Source organism: Amycolatopsis bartoniae (assembly GCF_014191255.1).
Classification (GTDB): Bacteria; Actinomycetota; Actinomycetes; order Mycobacteriales; family Pseudonocardiaceae; genus Amycolatopsis_E; species Amycolatopsis_E bartoniae.
The window spans coordinates 146,271-170,000 of record NZ_JACHWH010000004.1; the positions used below are offsets into that span (position 1 = coordinate 146,271).

At 70.2% G+C, this 23,730-nt stretch carries 18 protein-coding genes and 2 rRNA genes (1 of these 20 cut by a window edge); 10 read left to right on the forward strand and 10 right to left on the reverse strand.

Annotated features, from left to right (window positions below; all coding sequences use genetic code 11):
• Positions 1-11 precede the first annotated feature (11 nt).
• The 4 genes from FHX82_RS22050 to FHX82_RS22065 all read left to right on the forward strand — a co-directional run bounded on the left by FHX82_RS22050 (position 12) and on the right by FHX82_RS22065 (position 2,233).
• Positions 12-476 (forward strand): DUF1707 SHOCT-like domain-containing protein, encoded by a 465-nt coding sequence (locus FHX82_RS22050; RefSeq protein ID WP_145937938.1) that lies wholly within the window; start codon positions 12-14, stop codon positions 474-476.
• A 19-nt stretch (positions 477-495) separates the two neighbouring features.
• Positions 496-855, forward strand: a complete 360-nt coding sequence (locus FHX82_RS22055) for a DUF1707 SHOCT-like domain-containing protein (RefSeq protein WP_145937944.1) — start codon at positions 496-498, stop codon at positions 853-855.
• Positions 856-858: 3 nt separating this feature from the next.
• Positions 859-1,392, forward strand: a complete 534-nt coding sequence (locus tag FHX82_RS22060; RefSeq protein WP_145937939.1) for a GNAT family N-acetyltransferase — start codon at positions 859-861, stop codon at positions 1,390-1,392.
• 229 nt (positions 1,393-1,621) lie between these two features.
• On the forward strand, positions 1,622-2,233 hold the full coding sequence (locus tag FHX82_RS22065) for an AMP-binding protein (RefSeq protein ID WP_183176755.1): 612 nt from the start codon (positions 1,622-1,624) through the stop codon (positions 2,231-2,233).
• A 551-nt stretch (positions 2,234-2,784) separates the two neighbouring features.
• On the opposite strand, the gene FHX82_RS22070 is transcribed toward FHX82_RS22065, so the two are convergent.
• Positions 2,785-4,497 (reverse strand): glycerol-3-phosphate dehydrogenase/oxidase, encoded by a 1,713-nt coding sequence (locus FHX82_RS22070; protein WP_145938943.1) that lies wholly within the window; start codon positions 4,495-4,497, stop codon positions 2,785-2,787.
• 255 nt (positions 4,498-4,752) lie between these two features.
• On the opposite strand from FHX82_RS22070, the gene FHX82_RS22075 reads away from it, so the two are divergent.
• Both FHX82_RS22075 and glpK read left to right on the forward strand, forming a co-directional pair.
• Positions 4,753-5,502: an MIP/aquaporin family protein gene (locus FHX82_RS22075; RefSeq protein WP_145938944.1), complete on the forward strand. Its 750-nt coding sequence runs from the start codon at positions 4,753-4,755 to the stop codon at positions 5,500-5,502.
• A gap of 12 nt (positions 5,503-5,514) precedes the next feature.
• A complete protein-coding gene (gene glpK / locus FHX82_RS22080; RefSeq protein ID WP_145938954.1) occupies positions 5,515-7,020 on the forward strand; it encodes a glycerol kinase GlpK in 1,506 nt (501 codons plus the stop codon).
• A gap of 1,077 nt (positions 7,021-8,097) precedes the next feature.
• Here the strand turns inward: glpK and FHX82_RS22085 are convergent.
• Together FHX82_RS22085 and FHX82_RS22090 are read right to left on the reverse strand one after the other, a co-directional pair.
• The gene (locus FHX82_RS22085; protein WP_145938945.1) at positions 8,098-8,841 is read right to left on the reverse strand and encodes a VOC family protein; all 744 of its coding nucleotides are present in this window, start codon (positions 8,839-8,841) and stop codon (positions 8,098-8,100) included.
• Between the two features lie 69 nt (positions 8,842-8,910).
• Positions 8,911-10,314: an NAD(P)H-quinone dehydrogenase gene (locus FHX82_RS22090; RefSeq protein ID WP_145938946.1), complete on the reverse strand. Its 1,404-nt coding sequence runs from the start codon at positions 10,312-10,314 to the stop codon at positions 8,911-8,913.
• A gap of 97 nt (positions 10,315-10,411) precedes the next feature.
• On the opposite strand from FHX82_RS22090, the gene FHX82_RS22095 reads away from it, so the two are divergent.
• Positions 10,412-10,864: a gamma-glutamylcyclotransferase family protein gene (locus FHX82_RS22095; protein ID WP_183176756.1), complete on the forward strand. Its 453-nt coding sequence runs from the start codon at positions 10,412-10,414 to the stop codon at positions 10,862-10,864.
• Positions 10,865-10,910: 46 nt separating this feature from the next.
• Here the strand turns inward: FHX82_RS22095 and FHX82_RS22100 are convergent, their stop codons facing one another.
• The 5 genes from FHX82_RS22100 to FHX82_RS22120 all read right to left on the reverse strand — a co-directional run bounded on the left by FHX82_RS22100 (position 10,911) and on the right by FHX82_RS22120 (position 17,738).
• Entirely contained in the window at positions 10,911-12,206 is a 1,296-nt protein-coding gene (locus tag FHX82_RS22100) for an amidohydrolase (protein WP_145938947.1), read from the reverse strand.
• A 160-nt stretch (positions 12,207-12,366) separates the two neighbouring features.
• A complete protein-coding gene (locus FHX82_RS22105) occupies positions 12,367-12,687 on the reverse strand; it encodes a hypothetical protein (RefSeq protein ID WP_145938948.1) in 321 nt (106 codons plus the stop codon).
• 51 nt (positions 12,688-12,738) lie between these two features.
• A complete protein-coding gene (gene meaB, locus FHX82_RS22110) occupies positions 12,739-13,722 on the reverse strand; it encodes a methylmalonyl Co-A mutase-associated GTPase MeaB (protein WP_145938949.1) in 984 nt (327 codons plus the stop codon).
• Positions 13,723-15,885 (reverse strand): methylmalonyl-CoA mutase, encoded by a 2,163-nt coding sequence (scpA, locus tag FHX82_RS22115; RefSeq protein ID WP_145938950.1) that lies wholly within the window; start codon positions 15,883-15,885, stop codon positions 13,723-13,725.
• Positions 15,885-17,738, reverse strand: coding sequence for a methylmalonyl-CoA mutase family protein (locus tag FHX82_RS22120; RefSeq protein WP_145938951.1), 1,854 nt, complete (start codon positions 17,736-17,738; stop codon positions 15,885-15,887). The genes scpA and FHX82_RS22120 overlap by 1 nt, the downstream gene beginning before the upstream one ends.
• 73 nt (positions 17,739-17,811) lie before the next feature.
• Here FHX82_RS22120 and FHX82_RS22125 point away from each other — a divergent pair, with 73 nt between their 5' ends.
• The 3 genes from FHX82_RS22125 to FHX82_RS22135 are packed head-to-tail and all read left to right on the forward strand — an operon-like array spanning position 17,812 to position 21,972.
• On the forward strand, positions 17,812-19,503 hold the full coding sequence (locus FHX82_RS22125) for a serine/threonine-protein kinase (RefSeq protein ID WP_145938952.1): 1,692 nt from the start codon (positions 17,812-17,814) through the stop codon (positions 19,501-19,503).
• Positions 19,504-19,517: 14 nt separating this feature from the next.
• Positions 19,518-20,309, forward strand: a complete 792-nt coding sequence (locus FHX82_RS22130) for a purine-nucleoside phosphorylase (RefSeq protein WP_145938953.1) — start codon at positions 19,518-19,520, stop codon at positions 20,307-20,309.
• A gap of 16 nt (positions 20,310-20,325) precedes the next feature.
• Entirely contained in the window at positions 20,326-21,972 is a 1,647-nt protein-coding gene (locus FHX82_RS22135) for a phospho-sugar mutase (RefSeq protein ID WP_229881340.1), read from the forward strand.
• A 122-nt stretch (positions 21,973-22,094) separates the two neighbouring features.
• Here FHX82_RS22135 and rrf read toward each other — a convergent pair.
• Positions 22,095-22,211, reverse strand: a 5S ribosomal RNA gene (rrf, locus tag FHX82_RS22140).
• 100 nt (positions 22,212-22,311) lie between these two features.
• A 23S ribosomal RNA gene (locus tag FHX82_RS22145) occupies positions 22,312-23,730 on the reverse strand (it continues 1,692 nt past the right edge of the window).

The following is a 23,730-nucleotide window of genomic DNA, read 5'->3' on the forward strand; positions in this document are numbered from 1 at the left end:
ACCATCGGGGCGTGAACGAGGTTCCCTCGCCGGATCTGCGGATCGGCGACAGCGAACGGGAGTCGGCGCTGTCCGCGCTCGGGGAGCACCTGAGCGCGGGGCGGCTCGACGTGGACGAGTACGGCGACCGGTCGGCGCGGGTCGCGGCGGCGCGCACGCGCGGTGAGCTGGCCGAGGTGTTCGCCGACCTGCCCGAACCGCATCCGGTGTTCGGCACGCCGCCGCCCGCGCCGGCCAAGGCCGTCCAGCCGAAGCCGCCAGGCGCGGTCGCCTACTCCGACCGGCCGCTGAGCCAGCGGGTGAGCGCCGCGATGATGCCGGTGCTGTTCGCCGGTGCCATCGTCCTGGGCATCACCACCGGCATCTGGTGGTTCATCGCGCTGCCGTTCCTGTTCGGTGCGTTCGCCCAGGGCATCTGGGGCAAGGACTGGGACAAGGACCGTCGCGAACGTGATCGACGACGGCACCGGTCGTAGGATCGGGGACGTGGCGGACATGCGGCTCAGCGACGCTGAGCGCGACGAGGCGATCGAGACGCTGTCCGAGCACGTGCGGACGGGGCGCCTGGACATCGACGAGTACGGCACCCGGTCGGCGAAGGTCACCGCGGCGCGGATGCGCAGCGAGCTGGTCCCGCTGTTCGAGGACCTGCCGGAGCCGCGTCCACGTGTGCTGCGGGCGGCGCCCGTCGCGCCCGGCAGGCCGCAACCGCCCGCGCGCCGGTTCGGCGTCGGGGCGGTCCCGATCGCGGCGATCGTCGCCGTGCTGTTGTTCTTCACCGTGGCCCGCGGGATCTGGCTGGTGTTCCTCATCCCGCTCGCGGTCGCGCTGGTCTTCGGAGCGAGGTCCCGTTAGCCGATGGAGCCGGTGGAGATCAACGCTGGTGAGTACTACCTGCGTGCGTTGCGGGCGGACGACCTGCTCGACGACCGGCCCGCGCTCGTCGAGGCGTTCGCCGATCCCGAGCACAACCGCTACATCGTCAACTACCGGGTGCGGAACCTGGCCGAGGCGGACCTGTACGTGACGCAGCGGGCGGCGGAGTGGTTCAGCGAGGAACGGTGCGCTTGGGCGATCGCCGAGCCGACGACGGGCGCGTTGCTGGGCGAGGTCGGGCTGAAGGACCTTGACCTGGAGGCCGGGCACGGGGAGATCGCGCTGTGGATCCACCCGGCGTCGCGTGGCCGGGGCATCAGCGTGCCCGCGGTGAGCGCGGCGGTGCGGTTCGGGTTCGGTGCGCTCGGGCTGCGGCAGGTGGCGTACCGGCACCACCCGGACAACGTGGCGTCGGAGGCGGTGGCGAAGCGCTGCGGGTTCGAGCGGGTGGGGATGAGCAAGGATCCGTACACGCCGGGGCAGCAGCTGGTTTCGTGGTTGCGGACCGCGCCGTAGGTCCTTTGTGGAAATTCGCGTGCCGGGAAGGTTAACGCCCGGGAACGGGGGTAGTACCCGCGCGGAGCGGTTGAGGAAGGATTGGACCGTGCGGGGAACACGCGCCGTTTTCGTCACGTTGTGCCGGGTGACACAATTCCTTTCAGATACCTCGCTCCTGTGATGATCTGGATTCGGAAACCTTGCTTCAGCGCCGAACGGGGGACTCGTGGGCGACTCCAGTTTGTTCTTGACCCGCATCCTCGACGTGCTTTGTGAGGGCGGCGACACCATCGCCTTTGCCTCCCGCAGCCGTTCGATGAGCTATCGGGAGACCTTTGACACATTGCGCCGGCTGCACGCGACGCTGAAGAACGAGGGCGTCGCGCCGGGGGAAACGGTCGCGATCACCGGCGGAAACATGCCGGAAACAATTCTGCTGCAAATAGCCGCCCAGTTGCGTGGTGCGCGGGTGGTGCACCGGGACGATTTGTCCTGCACGGCGGACGGCGTCGAGGCGGACCACGTGCTGTCGTCGGACCCGGACTGCCCGCTGCTCGTGGCGGGGCGGCGCACGACGGCCGCGGAGGGCGACATCGTGATGCCGCGCCGGGTGGAGACGCTGTTCCCGGTGGACGGAGGGGCGATCGTCTCCTGTGGCGAGGAGTACGAGGAGATGGCCCGCACGGTGCGACCCAACCCGGACGGTCCGCAGCAGGTGTTGCTCATAGCGCCGATGTCCCACCCGATCGGCAACCGGATCACGCTGAAGGCCCTGCTGGCCGGCGACACGGTCGTGCTGCACGAACGCGCCCCGGAGTCGGTGCCGAGCGCCGCGGGAACACCGACCCCACAGGGGTAGGTTTTTCGGAGCTTGGCGGCTGGTTGGCCGACCTGGTGACAGCAGTCGACTCCTGCGGCCACTCGTTCGGGCGGTCCTAGCCATCCACACCGGCGATACCGCCGCTCCTCGGGCGACCGCGCTCCTCCGGGCGACCCTCACCACCGGGCGACCCGCGCCACCCGGGCGACCCCCTCCTGCGGGCGACCCCCACCACTCGGGCGACCCCGATCCTCCGGCCGACCCCCGCCACCCGGGCGACCCCCTCGTCCAGGCGACCCCCGCCACCCGGGCGACCCCTCGTCCAGGCGACCCCCACTACCCGGACGCCCCCCTCCTCCGGCCGACCCCCCACCACCCGGGCGACCCCGCTCCGGTCCAGGCGACCCCACCACTCGATCCCCAGCCGTCTCTCCGGGCCACCCCAGCCTGCTGTCGCGGCCGCCGCGCCACCTGATCCCGCCACCCCAACCGCTCTTCCGAGTGGCACTGGCACCTGTTCCAGGTGAAAACCCCACACACCACTCGGGCCCGAACCGCGGCGCGGCTCGGGCCCGAGAAAGAACATCCACCTACCCCACGGGCTCCGTCAGGCGCGCCCGGGCTTCCGGGGCCGAGGCGCGGCGCGCGTCGGCCGCCTCGTCGCTCGGCTGCGTCTGGGAGTCCCGCTCGGCCGCGACGCGCGCCGTATAGACCTCCACCTCATGGGCGATCGTCTCGTCCGACCAGCCCAGCACCTGCCCGACCAGCATTGCCACCTGCGGCGCGCAGTCGACGCCCCGGTGCGGGTACTCGATGGAGATCCGCGTCCGCCGCGCGAGGACGTCCTCCAGGTGCAGCGCGCCCTCGTGGCTGGCCGCGTACACCGCCTCCACCGCCAGGTAGTCCGGCGCGTGCTCGATCGGCCGCAGCAGCTCCGGCCGCCCCTCCGCCACCGCGAGTACCTCGTGCACCAACGACCCGTACCGGTCCAGCAGGTGCCGCACGCGGTACGGGTGCAACCCGTGCTGCGCCGCCAAGTGATCCGCCTGGTTCACCAGGGCGTGGTACCCGTCCGCGCCCAGCAGCGGCACTTTGTCCGTGATGGACGGCTGCGGCCGCCCCGGCAGGTCGACCGCCGCGGCGTCCACCGCGTCCGCCGCCATCACCCGGTAGGTCGTGTACTTCCCGCCCGCGATCGCCACCAGCCCGGGCGCCACCCGCGCCACCGCGTGCTCACGCGAGAGCTTCGACGTCTCCTCGCTCTCCCCCGCCAGCAGCGGCCGCAACCCCGCGTACACGCCCTCGATGTCGTCGTGCGTCAGTGGCGTCGCGAGCACCGAGTTCACGTGTTCGAGGATGTAGTCGATGTCGTGCTCGGTCGCGGCCGGATGCGCGAGGTCGAGGTTCCAGTCGGTGTCGGTGGTGCCGACGATCCAGTGGTTGCGCCACGGGATCACGAACAGCACGGACTTCTCGGTCCGCAGGATCAGCCCGCTCTCGGACACGATCCGGTCGCGCGGCACCACGATGTGCACGCCTTTGCTCGCGCGCACCCGGAACCGCCCGCGGCTGCCGGACAGCCGCTGCAGCTCGTCGGTCCACACACCGGTGCAGTTGATCACGGCGTTGGCGCGGACCTCGGTCTCGCGCCCGTCCTCGACGTCACGCACCCGCACGCCCGACACGCGGTCGGCCTCGCGGAGGAATTCCACCACCTGGGTGGAGGTCCGGACCACCGCGCCGTAGTGCGCGGCGGTGCGCGCGACGGTCATCGTGTGCCGGGCGTCGTCGGACTGCGCGTCGTAGTAGCGAATGCCGCCGATGAGCGCGTTCCGCTTGAGCGCGGGCACCATCCGCAGCGCGCCCGCCCTGGTCAGGTGCTTCTGCCCGGGCACGGATCGCGCGCCGCCCATCGTGTCGTACAGGAACAGGCCCGCCGCGGTGTACGGGCGCTCCCAGACGCGGTGCGTCAGCGGGTACAGGAAGCTCACGGGTTTCACCAGGTGGGGCGCGATCGTCGTCAGCATCAGCTCGCGTTCGCGCAGCGCCTCCCGGACCAGCCCGAACTCCAGCTGTTCGAGGTACCGCAGCCCGCCGTGGAACAGCTTGCTCGACCGGCTCGACGTGCCCGACGCGAGATCGCGCGCCTCCACCAGCGCCACCCGCAGGCCGCGCGTCGCGGCGTCCAGCGCGGTGCCCGCACCGACGACGCCACCGCCGATCACCACGAGGTCGAACGTCTGATCCGAGAGCCGCCGCCAGCTCTCCTCGCGCGCGGCCGGTCCCAGCTCCGCCTCAGTCACTCCGGCTCCCCTCCTCGCGAGTCTGCTGCTGCCGGTTCCAGGATGTCACGGACCGCCCACTCCGACCGAGTACGCACGGGTGTTCCGCACCACCTGATCGGTGCAACGCCAGGGTGACCGCCCACCGCGTGTGCCCGGATGTACCTGGAATTGCCCCCTGGCTCGAAGTAGCGTTGCGGTGATCGTGAACCGGCGACGGCGCCGGGGCTCACCACGCCGGTTCACACGCGAAGCGATCCTTCGGGAAGGGGCGGGATGAGTCTGATCGCGATCTTCGTCTGGGAGCTGATCGGCACTGCGGTGCTGATACTGCTGGGCAACGGCGTCGTCGCCAACGTCGTGCTGCGCCGCAACAACGGGCACCAGGCGGGCACCCTGTTCATCACCTTCGGCTGGGCTTTCGGTGTGTTCGCCGGCGCGAGCCTCGCCGCGCCCAGCGGGGCGCACCTCAACCCCGCTGTGACGCTGGGCCTCGCCATCGCGGGTCAGACCCCGTGGTCGCAGGTGCCCGTCTACATGGCGGGCCAGATGGTCGGTGCATTCCTCGGCGCGGTGCTGTGCTGGGCGGCCTACAAGCTGCAGTTCGACGACCACCCCGAGCCCGAGGAAACGCTCGGCATCTTCTCGACCGCGCCGCAGATCCCCCACAAGGCGTGGAACCTGGTCACCGAGATCATCGGGACCTTCGTGCTGGTCGCGTGGATCCTGCTGAGCCCGACCGTCAAGACCGGCGCCGATGGCACCCCGACCTTCGGCAACTCCGCGCTCGGCTACGCCGGCGTCGCGTTCGTGGTGCTGGTCATCGGCATCTCGCTCGGCGGACCGACGGGTTACGCGATCAACCCGGCCCGTGACCTCGGTCCGCGCATCGCCTACGCGTTCGTGCTGCCGATCAGGGGCAAGCGAGACGGAGACTGGGGTTACTCGTGGATCCCGGTCGTCGGCCCGCTGGCCGGCGGCGCGCTCGCCGCACTCCTGTACCTGGCCGTCCACAACCTCACCTGATTGGAAGAGCAGATGACCTCCTACGTCGCCGCGATCGACCAGGGCACCACCTCGACCCGGGCGATGATCTTCGACCACTCCGGCCGGGTCGTCGCGTCGGACCAGCGGGAGCACGAGCAGATCTTCCCGCGGGCCGGCTGGGTGGAGCACAACGCCGAGGAGATCTGGGAGAACACGCGCGCCGTCACGGCGGGCGCGCTCGCGAGGGCCGACCTGCGGGCGGGTGACATCGCCGCGGTCGGCATCACCAACCAGCGGGAGACCGCGCTGGTGTGGGACCGCAAGACCGGAAAGCCCGTCTACAACGCGATCGTGTGGCAGGACACGCGGACCGACAAGATCGTCGACGAACTCGGCGCGCTCGGCGGCGGGCAGGAGCGGTACCGGGACAAGACCGGGTTGCCGCTCGCGACGTACTTCTCGGGGCCGAAGGTCAAGTGGATCCTCGACAACGTCGAGGGTGCGCGGGAGCGCGCCGAGGCGGGCGAGCTGTTGTTCGGCAACATGGACACGTGGGTGTTGTGGAACATGACGGGCGGCCCCGACGGCGGGGTGCACGTCACGGACCCGACGAACGCGTCACGGACCCTGTTGATGGACCTCGACACCCTGTCGTGGGACGAGAGTCATGCCGCGGACATGGGCATTCCGCTGTCGATGCTGCCGGAGATCCGGTCCTCGTCGGAGGAGTACGGCAAAGTGCGCGAGCGCGGGGTGCTGTCGGGGGTGCCGATCGCGGGCATTCTCGGTGACCAGCAGGCCGCGACGTTCGGGCAGGCGTGCCTTTCGCCCGGTGAAGCGAAGAACACCTACGGCACCGGGAACTTCGTGCTGCTCAACACCGGGACCGAGAAGGTGATGTCGCAGAACGGGTTGCTGACGACGGTTTGCTACAAGATCGGCAGCAGGGAGACGGTGTACGCGCTGGAGGGTTCCATCGCCGTGACCGGTTCGCTCGTGCAGTGGTTGCGGGACAACCTCGGGATGATCGGCACGGCGGCGGAGATCGAACAGCATGCGCGGACGGTGGAGGACAACGGCGGGGCGTACTTCGTACCCGCGTTCTCGGGTCTTTTCGCGCCATACTGGCGATCCGACGCGCGTGGCGCGATCGTCGGCCTGACGCGGTTCGTGAACAAGGGCCACCTCGCGCGTGCGGTGCTGGAGGCCACGGCGTTCCAGTCGCGCGAGGTGATCGAGGCGATGAACGCCGATTCCGGGGTGCCGCTGAAGTCGCTCAAGGTGGACGGCGGGATGGTCGTGAACGAGCTGCTGATGCAGTTCCAGGCGGACATCCTGGGCGTACCCGTGATCCGGCCGGTGGTCAACGAGACGACCGCGCTCGGTGCGGCGTACGCGGCCGGGCTGGCGGTCGGTTTCTGGGCGGGCGAGGACGACATCCGGAACAACTGGGCGCAGGACAAGGAGTGGACGCCGTCCATGGACGACGACACCCGCGAGGCCCAGTACCACAACTGGAAGAAGGCCGTGACGAAGACGTTCGGCTGGGTAGAGTGACCCACGCCGGGGGACGCTCCTTCGGGGGCGTCCCCCGGTTTTTGGGGCGGGGAAAGCGCTTTCTGCGAGGGAGGTGCCTTTCTCTTGAGGGGCTGGTTTGGGTGGGGCATGCCGCTGCCGGAACGGCGGCAGCAGACCTCCTGGAAGGGCTTATCCGGGAAGCGGCCCTCGACTCCGCGGCCGGGACGCTGAAAGCGCTTTCTCGACGGGGTTTCCGGTAGGCCACAGCGCTGCGAGAAAGCGCTTTCTCGCATGGACGGCGCCGATCAGGGGACTGACGAGCAGACGAATCGCGCTCCTACGGCGCATGGCAGCCCCCGAGGCAGGTGCAGGCAGCAGCCCCAAGCGCAGGGCGGCGGGCTCATGCAGCGGGCGCGGGCGCGCCACTAGGCGAGGAGGCGCAGCCACACGTCGGCACGCGACACCACACCAGACGGGCAGGCCCGCGTCAGCCAAGCCCGCGGCGCCCCAACCCGCGGTAGCCCAGCCCGCGGCGACCCAGCCCGCGGCGATGCAGCCCGCACCAGCCCGCGGCGACCCAGCCCGCGGCGATGCAGCCCGCACCAGTCCAGCCCGCGGCGCCCGAGCACCAGCCTGCGGGAGTCCGCGCCAGCCGACGCCAGTTCAGCCGCCCAAATCCGGCCCGCAGCAAGCCAGCCTGCGCCAGTCACCGCCCGCGGCGATGCAGACCGCGTAAACCCGGCTCGCGGTAAGCCAGGTAGCCAGCCCGCGGTCGCCCCCAGCCCATGGCAACCAGCCCGCGGCAACCCAGCCCGCACCAGCCCAACCCGCGGCGGCCCAGCCCGCACCAGTCCAGCCTGCTCAGCCCGCACCAGCCCGCAGCAAGCCAGCCCGCGGTCACCCGAACCAGTCCAGCCCGCATCAGCGCACGGCAGCTCAGCCCACGCACCACGCCGGGACGGAGGTGCACTTGCGGTGCCCGGCCCACGGCAACCACGGCGGCCAAGAGCGCACCAACCCCGGCTGCCCGGCGCCAGTCATGAGGTCACGAGATCACAAGCCCGCCCCAGCCGGACACCTCCTTCCCCCGACCGAACCCAACGCACCACAAAACCCTCACCCCTCCACCGAGATGACGTTGAACGGCACCCCCTGGTCGTCCGCCAGCTGGGCTGACCGGCCGTACGGGGAATCCTCCGCCGGGCGCAGGACCGAACCGCCCAAGGACAGAGCCTTCTCGACCGTCGCGTCGGTGTCCGCTGCTCCGAAGTACGTGCTCCAGTGCGGAGACACCTCGGGCGACGTCAGCTCACCGATCCCGCCGACGATGTTGCCGTCCACCTTCAGCGTCGAGTACGCGTAACCGCCCGGTAAGGCGTCGTACGAATACCCGAAAACGGCTTCATAGAAGGCTTTCCCACCCTCGTAATCGCGCGTCAGGCACTCGTTCCACACCAGCGTGCCCGGCACGTTCGCGATCTGCACCCCCGTCGTGGACCCCGCCTGCCAGATGCCGAACACGGCACCCGCGGGATCGACCGCCAGCGCGAGCCGGCCGGCCGGGCCGACGTCGCCCGGCTCCAGCATCAGCCGCCCGCCGGCCTCGACGATCGCCGCCGCCGTCTTGTCGGCGTTCTCGACCGCCAGGTACGTCGTCCAGGCCGACAGACCCCCTGGTGGTCTCTGGCCTATCGCCGCCGCGCCTCTGCCCTCACGCAACGCGATCAGGTAACCGCCCTGGTCGGAGAACTCCCACCCCAGCAACGGCCCGTAAAACTCCGCCGCGCGCTTCGGGTCGGGCACCTGCACGTCCACCCAGCACGGGGTGCCCTCGGGCCAGGCGGTGTCGCGGAAAGTCATGACTGAACTCCTGTCGGATAGCCGGTGTGCTGTCAGTCACAGCATCGCACCGGCCACCGACAAAAAAGCTCAGTCCAGGTCGTCGTGCCTCATCAGCTGTCGTCCGGCCTCCGTGATCGAGCCCGACAGCGACGGGTACACCGAGAACGTCAGCGCGAGGTGCTCCACCGTCAGCTGGTTCTGCACCGCGAGCGCGATCGGCAGGATCAGCTCGCTCGCCGACGGCGCGACCACCACGCCACCCACGACGACACCCGTCGCCGGGCGGCAGAACAGCTTCACGAAACCGTGGCGCAGTCCCTCCATCTTCGCCCGCGCGTTGGTGGCCAGCGGCAGCATGATCGTGCGCGCCGGCACCTCGCCCGAGTCGATCGCCTGCTGCGAGATGCCCACCGTCGCGATCTCCGGGTGGGTGAACACGTTCGCCGCCACCGTCTTCAACTTGATCGGTGCCACGCCCTCGCCGAGCGCGTGCCACATCGCGATCCGGCCCTGCATGCTGGCCACCGAGGCGAGCATCAGCACACCCGTGCAGTCACCGGCCGCGTACACGCCCGGCACGCTGGTCCGCGACACCCGGTCGACGGTGATGTAGCCGCCCGGCCCCGGCTCGATGCCGACCCGCTCCAGGCCGATGTCCTTCGTGTTCGGCACGGAACCCACCGTCATCAGCGCGTGGCTGGCCTCGATGACGCGTCCGTCCGTCAGGTGAACTTCGACACCCTTCTCGGTGCGCTCCACCCTGTCCGCGCGCGCGTGCTTCGCCACCGCCGTCCCGCGCTGGGAGAACACCTCCTCCAGCACGGCGGCCGCGTCCGCGTCCTCGTGCGGCAGGACGCGGTCGCGACTGGACACGACCGTCACCTTGACACCCATCTCGGTGTACGCGGACGCGAACTCGGCGCCCGTGACACCTGATCCGATGACGGCGAGGTGCTCGGGCAGCTCCCGCAGGTCGTACAGCTGCCGCCAGTCGAGGATCCGCTCGCCGTCGGGCACCGCGCCCGGCAGCACGCGCGGGGTGGCGCCGGTGGCGATGAGCACCACGTCGGCGTCGAGCACCTCCGGCTCACCCGATCGTGGGGTGACGTGCACCTTGTGCTGGGCCAGTCCCGGCTCCTCGTCGGCGAACCGCGCCTCGCCGATGACCACCCGCACGCCCTCGCGCTGCACGCGGGCGCGGATGTCCGCCGACTGGGCGAGCGCGAGCCCCTTCACGCGGCCGTGCACGGTGCGCAGGTCGATGCGGGTGTCGGCGAGATCAGTGGCGATCCCCAGCTCACCGAGGCCGTGCAGGGACGCGCGGGCGCCCGAGGAGGCGATGAACGTCTTGGACGGGACGCAGTCGTAGAGCACGCACGCGCCGCCGAGCCCGTCCCGTTCGACGACCGTGACGTCGGCGCCGTGCTGGGCGGCCACCAGCGCCGCCTCGTAGCCGGCCGGGCCCCCGCCCATGATCACGATCCTGGTCACGTCTGTCCCTCCTCGTCACACCGCTCGTGTCCACCTTAAGAGGGTGCACCCGGAGTACGTCCGGTCGGGTGAGCAAGGTGCGGCTACCCTTTAGCCCGTGCCGTTGTATGCCGCTTACGGGTCCAACATGGAGCCCGCGCAGATGATGGAGCGCGCTCCGCACTCGCCGATGGCGGGCAGCGGCTGGCTGGAAGGCTGGCGGCTGACCTTCGGCGGCGAGGACATCGGGTGGGAGGGTGCGCTCGCCACGATCGTCGAGGACCCCTCGTCCCGCGTGTTCGTCGTGCTCTACGACGTCACCCCGCTGGACGAGGAGAGGCTGGACCGCTGGGAAGGCGGCGAGCTGGGCCTGCACAACAAGATCCGCCTGCGGGTGCAGACGATGGACGGCTCCGTGGTCGCCTGGCTCTACGTCCTGGACGCCTACGAGGGCGGCCTGCCCTCCGCGCGGTACCTGGGCGTGCTGGCCGACGCTGCCGAGGCCGCCGGTGCCCCCGCCGACTACGTCGACGACCTGCGCACCAGACCCTGCCGCGGCATCGCGACGTGAGAAAGGGCCCGCCGGAAACCCGGCGGGCCCTTCTTCGTCACAGCGCTCAGGCCAGCGCGGCCAGTGCCGTGTGGACCATGCAGCGCACGCCGACGGCCAGCGCGCGCTCGTCGAGCTCGAACGTCGGCCGGTGCAGGTCGCGCATCTCACCCTCCCCGCTCCACACGCCGAGGCGGAAGAACGCGCCCGGGATGTGCTGCAGGTACCACGCGAAGTCCTCGCCGCCCGACGACTGCTCGGTACCGGTCAGCGCCTGCTCGCCGAGCGCCGCGGTGACCCCGGCCCGCAGGATCGCGCTGCTGTCCGGGTCGCTGACCAGCGGCGGGACGCCGCGCCGGTAGTCGAGCTTGAAGCCGACGCCGGTGGGCGCCAGCAGCGACTCGACGGACGACTGGACGAGCGGTTCGAGCGCCTTCCACACGTCGTGCTCGGCGGTGCGCAGGGTGCCGCGCAGCGCGCCGTCCTGCGGCACGGCGTTGGCCGCCTGCCCGGCGTGCACCGCGCCCCACACCAGCACGGTGCCCGAACGCGGGTCGACGCGGCGCGAGAGCAGCGACGGCAGTGAGGTGATCACCACACCCAGCGCGTGCACGAGGTCGGCGGTCAGGTGCGGCCGCGAGGTGTGGCCGCCGGGCGAGGTGAGCTGCAGCTCGATGAGGTCCGCGGCCGACGTGATCGCGCCGACGCGGGTGCCGACCCTGCCGACCGGCACGCGCGGGTCGCAGTGCAGGCCGAAGATGCGGTCGACGCCCTCCAGCGCGCCCGCCTCGATCACGTCGAGCGCGCCGCCCGGCATGACCTCCTCGGCGTGCTGGAAGATCAGCCGGACGCGGCCCGGCAGCTCGGGCGCGGACGCGAGCGCGAGCGCGGCGCCGAGCAGGATGGCGGTGTGCGCGTCGTGCCCGCAGGCGTGCGCCGCACCCTCCACAGTGGACGAATAGGGCAGCCCGGACGCCTCGGTGAGTGGCAGCGCGTCGATGTCGGCCCGCAGCGCCACGCAGCCGGGTCCACTCCCGACATCACAGATGACACCGGTGCCGCCGGGCAGGACCTTCGGTTCGAGGCCCGCCGAGCGCAGCACCGCGCAGATCAGCTCCGTCGTCGCGTACTCGTGCCGGGAGAGCTCCGGGTTGGCGTGGATGTGGCGGCGCCAGGCGACGACGTCCGCGCCACCCCGCTCGAGCCACTGGTCCAGCCAGTACGGTCCTCTGCCCGCACCGAGGTCGGTCACGGGTGCCATGCTGACGCCGTCCGCGGTGATCAGCGCGTCGGATGCCCCGAAAGAGGCCCCTCGCGCGTAGCGGTCGCCGGGGGTTTCCGGCCGTGAGTCGAGCACGGTCACACCGAACCTCCAAATGCACAAAGCGCGTAACCCATTTGACGCAATATTGCACGATGCAGGCGGCAAGAAACTCGTCCCGCGGGGGTCCCGGGTTAGCCGGTAGTGGATCTGCGTTGAACGGCAGAGGGGAATTCGGCCCAGGCGTACTCCTGGTGCCCGTTCACTTACCTTTCGCCTGGTCGGAGGACTTCTTGCGACGCTTGCGCCGGATGCTGCGTCCCCACACGACGATCACGAGGAGTATCGCCGCGATCACGCCGACGACCACCTTGTTCTTGGTTTTCCGCTGGTTGGCGCGCTCGTTGTCCGCGGGATCGATGACGGGACCCGGCGCGGGGGTCTGCTGCCCGACCAGCACAGCCGAGGCGGGAGCCTGTGTGGTCACGGCGACGGCGGCGGGCGCGGCTGCGACGACCGGTGCGGTGAACGACAGCAGCACGCCGAGCAGCAACGCCGCGAGAGCGGCACGCACCTTGTCCATCGACTTCCCTCCCTCGCCCGGACCACAGTTTGCCTCGCGAGGTACTCGAAGTCACGCTCCGAACGCGTCGAGTATGCGTTGTGCCGCGAGTGTGGCGGTGAGTTCGCCGTCCCGCACGGCCTGTTCCACCTCGGGGACGATGCCGCGCACGCCGGGGTGTTCGGCGAGGCGGCCGAGCAGCTGCTCCCGCACCATCGACCAGGTCCAGTCGACCTGCTGTTGCTGGCGTTTCGTGTCCAGTTCGCCCGATTCGAGCAGTTGTTCGCGGTGCCGTTCGATCTGCTGCCACACCGTGTCGAGGCCGACGTCGTTGAGCCCGCTGCACGTCAGCACGGGCGGGGTCCACGGCGCGTCCGGCCCGTAGATCATCCGCAGCGCTCCGGCGAGCTCGCGAGCCGCGCGCTTGGCGTCGCGCTCGTGCTCGCCGTCGGCCTTGTTGACCGCGATGACGTCGGCCAGTTCGAGGACGCCCTTCTTGATGCCCTGCAGCTGGTCCCCGGTGCGCGCGAGGGTCAGGTACAGGAAGCAGTCCACCATGTTCGCGACGGTCACTTCGGACTGTCCTACCCCGACGGTCTCGACCAGCACGACGTCGTAACCCGCCGCCTCCATCAGCACGATCGTCTCGCGCGTGGCCCGCGCGACGCCGCCGAGCGTGCCGGACGTCGGCGATGGGCGGATGAACGCGGCCGGGTCGACGGCCAGCCGCGCCATGCGCGTCTTGTCGCCGAGGATGCTGCCACCCGTGCGGGTGGACGACGGGTCGACCGCGAGCACGGCCACGCGGTGGCCGGCTCCGGTCAGGTCGACGCCCAGCTGGTCGATGAAAGTCGACTTACCGACTCCGGGTACGCCCGTGATACCGACCCGGCGCGCGCCGCCGGAGTGCGGCAGCAGCTCGACCAGCAGCTCCTGCGCCTGCCTGCGGTGGTCGGCGCGCTGGGACTCGACCAGCGTGATCGCGCGGGACAGCGTGCCCCGGTCACCCGCGAGGACACCCTTGGCGTAGGCGCCGACGTCGACCGTGCGCGCCACTCAGTCCCGCTCCAGCTGGTCGAGCAGGTCCAGCGCGGCCTCCGCGATCACGGTGCCCGGCCCGAAGATCGCCGCCGCACCGGCCGCCCGCAGCTCGTCGTAGTCCTGCGGCGGGATGACCCCGCCGACGACGACCATCACGTCCTCGCGGTTCAGCTTGGCGAGCTCCTCGCGCAACGCGGGCACCAGCGACAGGTGACCGGCGGCGAGCGACGACACGCCGACGATGTGCACGTCGGCCTCGACGGCCTGGCGCGCCACCTCCTCGGGCGTGGAGAACAGCGGGCCCACGTCGACGTCGAAACCGAGGTCGGCGAACGCGGTCGCGATCACCTTCTGGCCGCGGTCGTGCCCGTCCTGGCCCATCTTCGCGACCAGGATGCGGGGCCTGCGCCCCTCGGCCTCCGCGAACGCCTCGACCCGCTCACGCGCCTTGCCCACGTTCTCGCTCTTCCCGACCTCGTCGCGGTACACGCCCGAGATCGTACGAATCTGGCCCGAGTGCCGCCCCCAGACCTTTTCCAGCGCTCCGGAGATCTCGCCGACGGTGGCCTTGGCACGGGCGGCGTCGACGGCCAGTTCCAGCAGGTTGCCTTCCCCATCGGCGGCCGCGGTGAGCCGCCGCAGCGCGTCCTCCACCGCCGTCTGGTCCCGCTCCTCGCGCAGCCGCCGCAGCTTCTCCAGCTGCTGGGCGCGCACACCGGCGTTGTCGACCTTCAGCACGTCGATCTGCTGGTCGTCCACCACGCGGTACTTGTTCACGCCGATCACCGGCTGGCGTCCGGAGTCGATGCGGGCCTGCGTGCGCGCCGCGGCCTCCTCGATGCGCAGCTTCGGAATGCCCGCGTCGATCGCGCGGGCCATGCCGCCCGCCGACTCGACCTCAGAGATGTGGCCCCACGCCTTGCGCGCGAGGTCGTAGGTGAGCCGCTCGACGAACGCGCTGCCGCCCCACGGGTCGATCACGCGCGTGGTGCCGGACTCCTGCTGCAACAGCAGCTGCGTGTTGCGGGCGATGCGCGCGGAGAAGTCGGTGGGCAGCGCGAGCGCCTCGTCGAGGGCGTTGGTGTGCAGGGACTGCGTGTGCCCCTGCGTTGCCGCCATCGCCTCGACGCACGTGCGCACCACGTTGTTGAACACGTCCTGCGCGGTGAGCGACCAGCCCGACGTCTGGCAGTGGGTGCGCAGGGAAAGCGATTTCTCGTTCTCCGGCGCGAACTGCCCGACGAGCTTCGCCCACAGCAGCCGCGCGGCCCGCATCTTCGCGACTTCCATGAAGAAGTTCATCCCGATGGCCCAGAAGAACGACAGCCGCGGCGCGAACTTGTCGATGCCCAGCCCCGCGTCCAGGCCCGCGCGGATGTACTCGACGCCGTCTGCGAGCGTGTAGGCCAGCTCCAGGTCGGCGGTGGCCCCGGCCTCCTGCATGTGGTAGCCGGAGATCGAGATCGAGTTGAACCGCGGCATCCGCTGCGAGGTGTAGCCGAAGATGTCGGAGATGATCCGCATCGACGGCTGCGGCGGGTAGATGTAGGTGTTGCGGACCATGAACTCCTTGAGGATGTCGTTCTGGATGGTCCCGGCCAGCTGTTCGGGCGCGACGCCCTGCTCCTCGGCGGCCACGATGTAGAGCGCCATGACGGGCAGCACGGCGCCGTTCATGGTCATCGACACGCTCATCCGGTCCAGCGGGATGCCGTCGAACAGCTGGCGCATGTCGTAGATCGAGTCGATCGCCACGCCCGCCATGCCGACGTCCCCCGCGACGCGCGGGTGGTCGGAGTCGTACCCGCGGTGGGTGGCGAGGTCGAACGCGACGGAAAGCCCTTTCTGGCCCGCCGCCAGGTTCCGCCGGTAGAACGCGTTCGACTCCTCGGCGGTGGAGAACCCGGCGTACTGGCGGATGGTCCAGGGCTGGGTGGTGTACATCGTCGGGTACGGCCCGCGCAGGAACGGCGCGATCCCGGGGTACGTGCCCAGGAAGTCCACATCGGACAGATCGGCGGCGGTGTAGAGCGGCTTCACGCCGATGCCCTCTGGCGTCTCCCACGCCAGCGCGTCCGGGCCCTTGCCCGTGCTCGCCTGCAGCGCCTCGGCCCAGTCGCCCGCGGTGGCGGGGTCCGGGATGCCGAGCTCGACGTCGGAGAAGTCGGGGATGGCCATCACTTCACTCCCAGCGTTTCGAGGGTGCTGGTCAGCACGGCGACCGCGTCGCAGCCGGTGTACGCGAACCCGCTGATCCCACGGTAGGACTCGGCGGGCTTGCCCGCGAGGAGCACGGCTTTCGCCCCGGCCGCACGCAACCCGGCGGCGACCTCGTTCGCCTGCTCGCCGTAGGACCGGTCGCTGCCGCACAGGCACGCGACGGCGGCGCCGCTCGCGCGGAACGCCTCGACCGGGTCGTCGACCGCGCCGGGGTTGACGGGCTCGATACCGCCCGCCTGGAACAGGTTCGACGCGAACATCGCGCGCGCGGTGTGCGCCGCGAGCGGGCCCAGGGTGGCGAGGAAGACCTTCGGCCGTTCGCCGTGCTCGGCCAGGTGGGCGTCGGAACGGTCGCGCAGCCGCTCGAACTGCTCGGCGTAGCGGCGCTTCGGCAGACCGCCGCCGGGCTCGACGACGGCGGGCAGCGGCTCGCGCTCCACCGGCTGCTCCGCCAGGTGCGGGAACTCGCTGACCCCGGTGATCGGGTCCTCGCGGGTGGCCAGCCGCTTCGCGCGCTTCTCCCACGTCTCGGCGAGCCGGTCGCGCACGAACCCCGAACGCAGCGCGGCTTCGATGCCGCCCTGGCGCTCCAGCTCGGTGAACTCACGCCACGCCGCGTTCGCCAGCGCGTCGGTGAGGTTCTCGACGTACCAGGAGCCGCCCGCCGGGTCGATGACGCCCGCGAGCCGCGACTCCTCCAGCAGGATCGACTGCGTGTTGCGCGCGATGCGCCGCGAGAAGGCGTCGGGCTGGCCGATCGCCGCGTCGAACGGCAGGACCGTCACCGCGTCCGCGCCGCCGACGCCCGCCGCGAAGCAGGCGACGGTGGTGCGCAGCATGTTCACCCAGGGGTCGCGCCGCGTGAGCATCGCGGTGGACGTGACGGCGTGCTGCTTCATGCCGTGCGCGGTGCCACCGGACACCTCGGTCACGCGCGCCCACAGCCTGCGGGCGGCGCGCAGCTTGGCGATGGTGAGGAACTGGTCGGCGGTCGCGGCGAACCGGAACTCCAGCCGCCCCGCCGCGTCGTCGACGTCCAGCCCGGCTTCGGTCAGCGCTCGCAGGTAGGCGACCCCGGCCGCGATCACGGCGCCGAGCTCCTGTGCGTCGGAGCCGCCCGCCTCGTGGTACGGCAGCCCGTCCGCGACGAGCGTCCGCAGCTTCGGGTGCTTCGGCGCGAGCCGGGCGGTCAACGCGGCCGCGGGTGCCACGTCGTGCGCCTCGCCGGTGCGGGCGAGCAGGGTGATCGGGTCGGCGCCGAGGACTCCGGTGACTTCGCTGTCCGGGATCTGCTTCGCCGCGAGGAGGTCGAGCAGCGCGTTCGCGGCCGCTTCGTACTCCTCCCCCGGTTCGAGCACGACGGGGGCGAGGTCGAGGTACACGCCGTCGAGGGCGTCGGCCAGCGCGGACGCGGGCAGTGAGTCGCCGCCGACACGCAGCCACACCGAGGACGCGCCGTTCTCCAGGTCCGCGAGGATGGCCTTGTTCGCGGCGGCGGCGTCGGCGTTCGCGTGCAGCACCCGCACGTCCCACGCGGTGCCCTCGGGCCGCGAGCCTCGCGAGAACGGCGGCAGGCCGGGGAAACCGGCGGGCGCTGCCTCGTCGTCGGCCGTGTACAGCGGCCGGATCTCGATGCCGTCGTAGGTCCGCGTGGTGAGCAGGCTCTCCGGAGCGCCGTCGAAGTCCTCGGGCAGCGCGCCGCTCTTGCGCAGCACCCCGGCCACGAGACGCTGCCAGTCCGCCCGCTGCGGCGCCGGGAACTCGGCCGCCAGCGCCAGGTCGTCGGGCTCCGTTGTCCCAGCCTGAGTCATACCTGTCGATGGTAGGGGCCGGGCCACCCGGGCAAGTGTGAGCCTGCTCGCGGTCATCCGCCAGAATGAAGCCGTGCCCACCGACAACGAGGAACCCCGCGTCGTCGCCGGACGCTACCGGCTGCGCTCGGTGCTGGGCTCCGGCTCGATGGGCACGGTCTGGTCGGCGTACGACGAGTTCCTCCAGCGGCCGGTGGCGGTCAAGGAGATCCGCCTGCCGCCCGGGGTGACCGCGGGACAGGCCGACGAGCTGCGGGAACGCACGCTGCGTGAAGCCAGGGCCATCGCCGTGCTGTCGCACCCCAACGTCATCGTGCTGCACGACGTCGCCCGTCAGGACGGCGAGCCGTTCGTCGTGATGGAGCTGCTGCCCTCGCACAGCCTCGCCGACCTGATCCGCGAGCACGGCCCGCTGACGGTGGAACAGGCCGCCGCCGTGGGTGACGCGGTCGCCGCGGCGCTGGAAGCCGCGCACGCCGCCGGGATCACCCACCGCGACGTCAAGCCGGGCAACGTCCTCGTCGCCGACGACGGCCGCATCAAGCTCACCGACTTCGGTATCGCGCGCAACGTTTCCGAGGCGACCATGACCCGCACGGGCATGACGTTGGGCTCCCCGGCGTACATCGCGCCGGAAATCGCCTCCGGCAAGGCCGTCACGCCCGGTGCGGACCTGTGGGGCCTGGGCGCCACGCTCTACAACGCGCTCGAAGGCCATCCGCCGTACGACGCGGACGGTGACCCGCTGGAGACCATCGGCAAGGTGGTCAGGGGCGAGGTGCCCAAGCCGTCGCCCGGCCCGCTGGCGCCGGTGATCACCGGCCTGATGGCCAAGGAGCCGCAGGACCGCCTGTCGCTGCACCAGGTCCGCCAGCAGCTGTACCCGCTGCTCACGAAGGCCCCGCGCGTGTTGTTCGGGCCGGAGATGTTCCAGCAGGCGACGGGACGGCGCCTGGAGGCGACGGACACCCGTGAGATGGCGCCGGCGCCGAAGCCCGAAGAGAAGCCCGCCGAGAAGCCGGCCGAGGCGAGCCAGGAGCTGGCGGTCGACCCCGGTCCGCTGCCGTTCGCGCCCACCGCCGCTCCCGCGGCGTTCCCGGCACAGCCGCGGGGGCGCAGCACGAGGGCGACGGTGGCGCTGGTGGGCGTCGCGGTCCTGCTGTTCCTCGTCTGCGCGGCGGGCGGGTTCATGGCGGCGCGGGTGATCGGCGCCGAGCCCATCACGCCGCCCAGCCGGGAGCAGACCTCCGCGACGGTCGAGCCGCCGCCGACGCAGTTCGAGCGCCGCACGGGTGACGCGTCGAACGCGCGCGGCCAGGAGGCGACCTTCTCGGTGGAGGTGCCGTCCGACTGGACGAAGTTCACCAGCGCGGGCGTGGGCGACGACCTGCCCGCGTCGACGCTGGTGGAGTGGGTGTCGCCGGACGGGTCGCAGATGCTCGCCGTGGACCACATCGCCGGGTACTTCCCGAACTACACGATCGACCAGTACACGCAGGCCCTGTCCGCCAACCGTGGCACCGACTTCACGCCGGTCGCCAGCAGCAGGTTGGCCGACCGCGACGGCGTCGCGATGACCTACCGCACGTTCGACAAGGGCAGCAGCGGCAGCCCGGCGCAGATCAGCCGCACGACGTTCGTCGAGGTGTTCCGCCACAACACGAGCCTGTGGGCGGTCAGCGTGACGGTGCCGACGGAGCAGGAAGTCAGCGCGAAGAGCGAGCTGTACGAACGCATCGTGCCGACGTTCACCATCACCGGCTGACCTAAGCTCACCGCATGAGTGAACAGGACCTGGCCAGGGCGGCGGCGGCCACCATCGCCGAGCGCACCGGCCACGCCAAGCACGACATCGCGGTGGTCCTCGGCTCGGGCTGGCGGCCCGCGGCGGACGTCCTCGGCGGGGGTGACGCGGAGATCCCGCTGCACGAGCTGCCGGGGTTCGAGAAGCCCGAGGCGGTCGGCCACGGCGGCACCGTGCGGTCGGTGGACGTCGAGGGCAGGCGCACGCTCGTGCTGCTCGGGCGCACCCACCTGTACGAGGGCAAGGGCGTCGGCCGGGTGGTGCAGAACGTGCGGACCGCCGCCGCGGCCGGGGTGCAGGCGGTGGTGCTGACCAACGCGGCCGGTGGCTTGCGCGAGGGCATGGAGGTCGGGCAGCCGGTGCTGATCAGCGACCACCTGAACCTCACCGCGACCTCGCCGATCGTCGGCGCGAACTTCGTGGACCTGGTGGACCTGTACTCGCCGCGCCTGCGCAAGCTGGCCCGGGAGATCGAGCCGGACCTCGAAGAGGGCGTGTACGCCGGGCTGCCGGGCCCCCACTTCGAGACGCCGGCGGAGATCCGGATGCTGCGCACGATGGGCGCGGACCTCGTCGGGATGTCCACGGTGCTGGAGGCGATCGCGGCGCGCGCGGCCGGGGTCGAGGTGTTCGGGCTGTCGCTGGTGACCAACCTCGCGGCCGGGATCACCGGCGAACCGCTGAACCACGAAGAAGTCCTGGAGGCGGGGCGCGCGTCAGCCCATCGGATGGGCACCTTGCTGCGGAAGCTGGTCGCCCGAGCGTGAACCGTAGGCTGAGCCGGTGAACGAACCGGACCGGCTGTCGCGCGAGCTGCGCAACAGGGCCTTCGCCTGGATCACCGAAGACGTCGACGCCGACAGCCGGGAAGAGCTGGAAGCCGTGCTGGCGCGGGCCATGCACGGCGAACCGGGTGCGGCGGCGGAGCTCGCGGACCGGATGAGCGGGCCGCTCGAGTTCGGCACCGCGGGTCTGCGCGGGCCGGTGCGGGCGGGTCCCAACGGCATGAACACCGCGGTCGTGGTCCGGACCACCGCGGGGGTCGCGTCGTGGCTCGCGAGGAACGGTAAGACCGGGCAGGTCGTCGTGGTGGGCCGCGACGCCCGGCACGGTTCGGAACGGTTCGCGGCCGCGGCCGCCGACGTGCTGTACGCCGCGGGGTTCGACGTCCGCCTGCTGCCCGGCCCGCTGCCGACCCCGTTGCTGGCGTTCGCCGTGCGGCACCTCGGAGCCGCGGCGGGTGTGCAGATCACCGCATCGCACAACCCGCCGGCCGACAACGGCTACAAGCTCTACGACGAGAGCGGTTCGCAGATCGTGCCGCCGACGGACGCGGAGATCGAGGCCGCGATCGCCGAGGCGCCGGGCGCCACGCGGGTGGCACGAACGCCCGGTGCGCCGGTGCTGGGGCCGGAGCTGGTGAGCGCGTATCTGGCGAAGGTCGCTTCGCTGCCCCGTGGCTCTGCCCGTTCCCTGCGCGTGGCCGCCACCGCGCTGCACGGCGTCGGTGCGGAGACGTTGACCCGTGCGCTGGCGGCGGCCGGTTTCACGGACGTCCACCTGGTTGCGGAGCAGTCGAAGCCCGACCCGGACTTCCCCACGGTGTCGTTCCCGAACCCCGAGGAGCCGGGGGCGACAGACCTACTGCTGGAGCTGGCGGAGCGCGTCAACGCGGACCTGGCGATCGCGCTGGACCCGGATGCCGACCGTTGTGCACTGGGCGTTCGCGACGGCGACGCCTGGCGAATGCTCCGCGGGGACGAGGCCGGCGTCCTGCTGGGTGAGCACGTGTTGTCGACGACGGACCGGCGGGATCCGTTGGTGGCGACGACGATCGTGTCGTCGTCGATGCTCGGCCGCGTCGCGGAGGCGCACGGGGCCAGGTACGCGGAGACGTTGACGGGCTTCAAGTGGCTGACCCGTGCCGGTGAGGGTTTGGTGTTCGCCTACGAAGAAGCGCTGGGGTTGTGTGTGAACCCGGACTTCGTGCGGGACAAGGACGGCATCGCGGCGGCCGTGCTGGCCTGTGATCTGGCTGCGACGCTCAAGGCGTCGGGGCGGTCGCTGCTCGACGTACTGGACGACCTCGCGACGCGCCACGGCGTGCATCTGACCGACCAGGTGTCGTTGCGCGTCACCGACCTGAGCGTGCGGACGCGGGTGCTGAACGCCGTCCGCCAGAACCCGCCCTCGACGCTGGCCGGCGTTGCCGTGTCGATGGAGGACCTGCTTCCCCGCACGGACGCACTGCGGATCTCGGGGCAGGGTCTGCGGGTGGTGATCCGCCCGTCCGGCACGGAACCGAAGTTGAAGACGTACCTGCAGGTGGTCGAGCCGGTGACGGAGTCGCTGGCGGACTCCCGCGCCGCGGCCGCTTCCCGCCTGACCGCTCTCCGCGCCGACGTGGAGACGCTCTTGTCCGCGGGCTGAGTTCGGATGGTTCCCGGCCTCGCGCCGGGAACCGTTTTCCGGAGTACGGGCACAAAGAAAAACCCCGGAGCTTCGGGAGAATTCTCGATTCTCGACCGAAGCCCCGGGGCTTCTCAATTTGAGTTCGGCGGTGTCCTACTCTCCCACACCCTCACGAGTGCAGTACCATCGGCGCTGGCAGGCTTAGCTTCCGGGTTCGGAATGGGACCGGGCGTTTCCCTACCGCCATGACCACCGAAACACTCTGATCACACACCAGACATGTTCCAGCCTCTTCACTTGACTGTGAAACACGTGGTGTGGTGTTTCAGAACCGTAGAGCGGATGCGTAGCAGCTTTGTGGGCAAGTCCTCGGCCTATTAGTACCAGTCAACTCGAAAACACATTACTGTGCGTCCATTTCTGGCCTATCAACCCGGTCGTCTTCCGGGGGCCTTAACCCACATGGGGTGGGAGACCTCATCTTGGAACAGGCTTCCCGCTTAGATGCCTTCAGCGGTTATCCCTTCCGAACGTAGCTAACCAGCCATGCCCCTGGCGGAACAACTGGCATACCAGAGGTTCGTCCGTCCCGGTCCTCTCGTACTAGGGACAGCCTTCCTCAAGTCTCCTACGCGCGCGGCGGATAGGGACCGAACTGTCTCACGACGTTCTAAACCCAGCTCGCGTGCCGCTTTAATGGGCGAACAGCCCAACCCTTGGGACCTACTCCGGCCCCAGGATGCGACGAGCCGACATCGAGGTGCCAAACCATGCCGTCGATATGGACTCTTGGGCAAGATCAGCCTGTTATCCCCGGGGTACCTTTTATCCGTTGAGCGACACCCCTTCCACCAGGAGGTGCCGGATCACTAGTCCCGACTTTCGTCCCTGCTCGACCCGTCAGTCTCACAGTCAAGCTCCCTTGTGCACTTACACTCAACACCTGATTGCCAACCAGGCTGAGGGAACCTTTGGGCGCCTCCGTTACTCTTTAGGAGGCAACCGCCCCAGTTAAACTACCCACCAGGCACTGTCCCTGAACCGGCTCACGGTCCGAGGTTCAGATTCCCAATCCGGCCAGAGTGGTATTTCAACAACGACTCCACCAACACTAGCGTGCCAGCTTCACAGTCTCCCACCTATCCTACACAAACCGAACCGAAAACCAATACCAAGCTATAGTAAAGGTCCCGGGGTCTTTCCGTCCTGCCGCGCGTAACGAGCATCTTTACTCGTAATGCAATTTCGCCGGGCCTGTGGTTGAGACAGCCGGAAAGTCGTTACGCCATTCGTGCAGGTCGGAACTTACCCGACAAGGAATTTCGCTACCTTAGGATGGTTATAGTTACCACCGCCGTTTACTGGCGCTTAAATTCTCAGCTTCACCCCCGAAAGGGTTAACCGGTCCTCTTAACGTTCCAGCACCGGGCAGGCGTCAGTCCATATACCTCGTCTTACGACTTCGCATGGACCTGTGTTTTTAGTAAACAGTCGCTTTCCGCTGGTCTCTGCGGCCAACTCACCCTAGCCCGCAAGAGGCTTCAGGTGCTTCGGCCCCCCTTCTCCCGAAGTTACGGGGGCATTTTGCCGAGTTCCTTAACCACAGTTCACCCGATCGCCTTAGTATTCTCTACCTGACCACCTGTGTCGGTTTGGGGTACGGGCCGCACATGTTCTCGCTAGAGGCTTTTCTCGGCAGCATAGGATCACCCTACTTCACCACAACGGCTACGCATCACGTCTCAGCCTTCACGAGTGACGGATTTGCCTATCACT

Coding starts and splice junctions, on each gene's coding strand:
- FHX82_RS22055 (WP_145937944.1), top strand. CDS start 496: ATGCGGCTCAGCGACGCTGAGCGCGACGAGGCGATCGAGACGCTGTCC.
- FHX82_RS22060 (WP_145937939.1), top strand. CDS start 859: ATGGAGCCGGTGGAGATCAACGCTGGTGAGTACTACCTGCGTGCGTTG.
- FHX82_RS22075 (WP_145938944.1), top strand. CDS start 4,753: ATGAGTCTGATCGCGATCTTCGTCTGGGAGCTGATCGGCACTGCGGTG.
- glpK (WP_145938954.1), top strand. CDS start 5,515: ATGACCTCCTACGTCGCCGCGATCGACCAGGGCACCACCTCGACCCGG.
- FHX82_RS22085 (WP_145938945.1), bottom strand. CDS start 8,841: ATGACTTTCCGCGACACCGCCTGGCCCGAGGGCACCCCGTGCTGGGTG.
- FHX82_RS22105 (WP_145938948.1), bottom strand. CDS start 12,687: ATGGACAAGGTGCGTGCCGCTCTCGCGGCGTTGCTGCTCGGCGTGCTG.
- scpA (WP_145938950.1), bottom strand. CDS start 15,885: ATGGCCATCCCCGACTTCTCCGACGTCGAGCTCGGCATCCCGGACCCC.
- FHX82_RS22120 (WP_145938951.1), bottom strand. CDS start 17,738: ATGACTCAGGCTGGGACAACGGAGCCCGACGACCTGGCGCTGGCGGCC.
- FHX82_RS22130 (WP_145938953.1), top strand. CDS start 19,518: ATGAGTGAACAGGACCTGGCCAGGGCGGCGGCGGCCACCATCGCCGAG.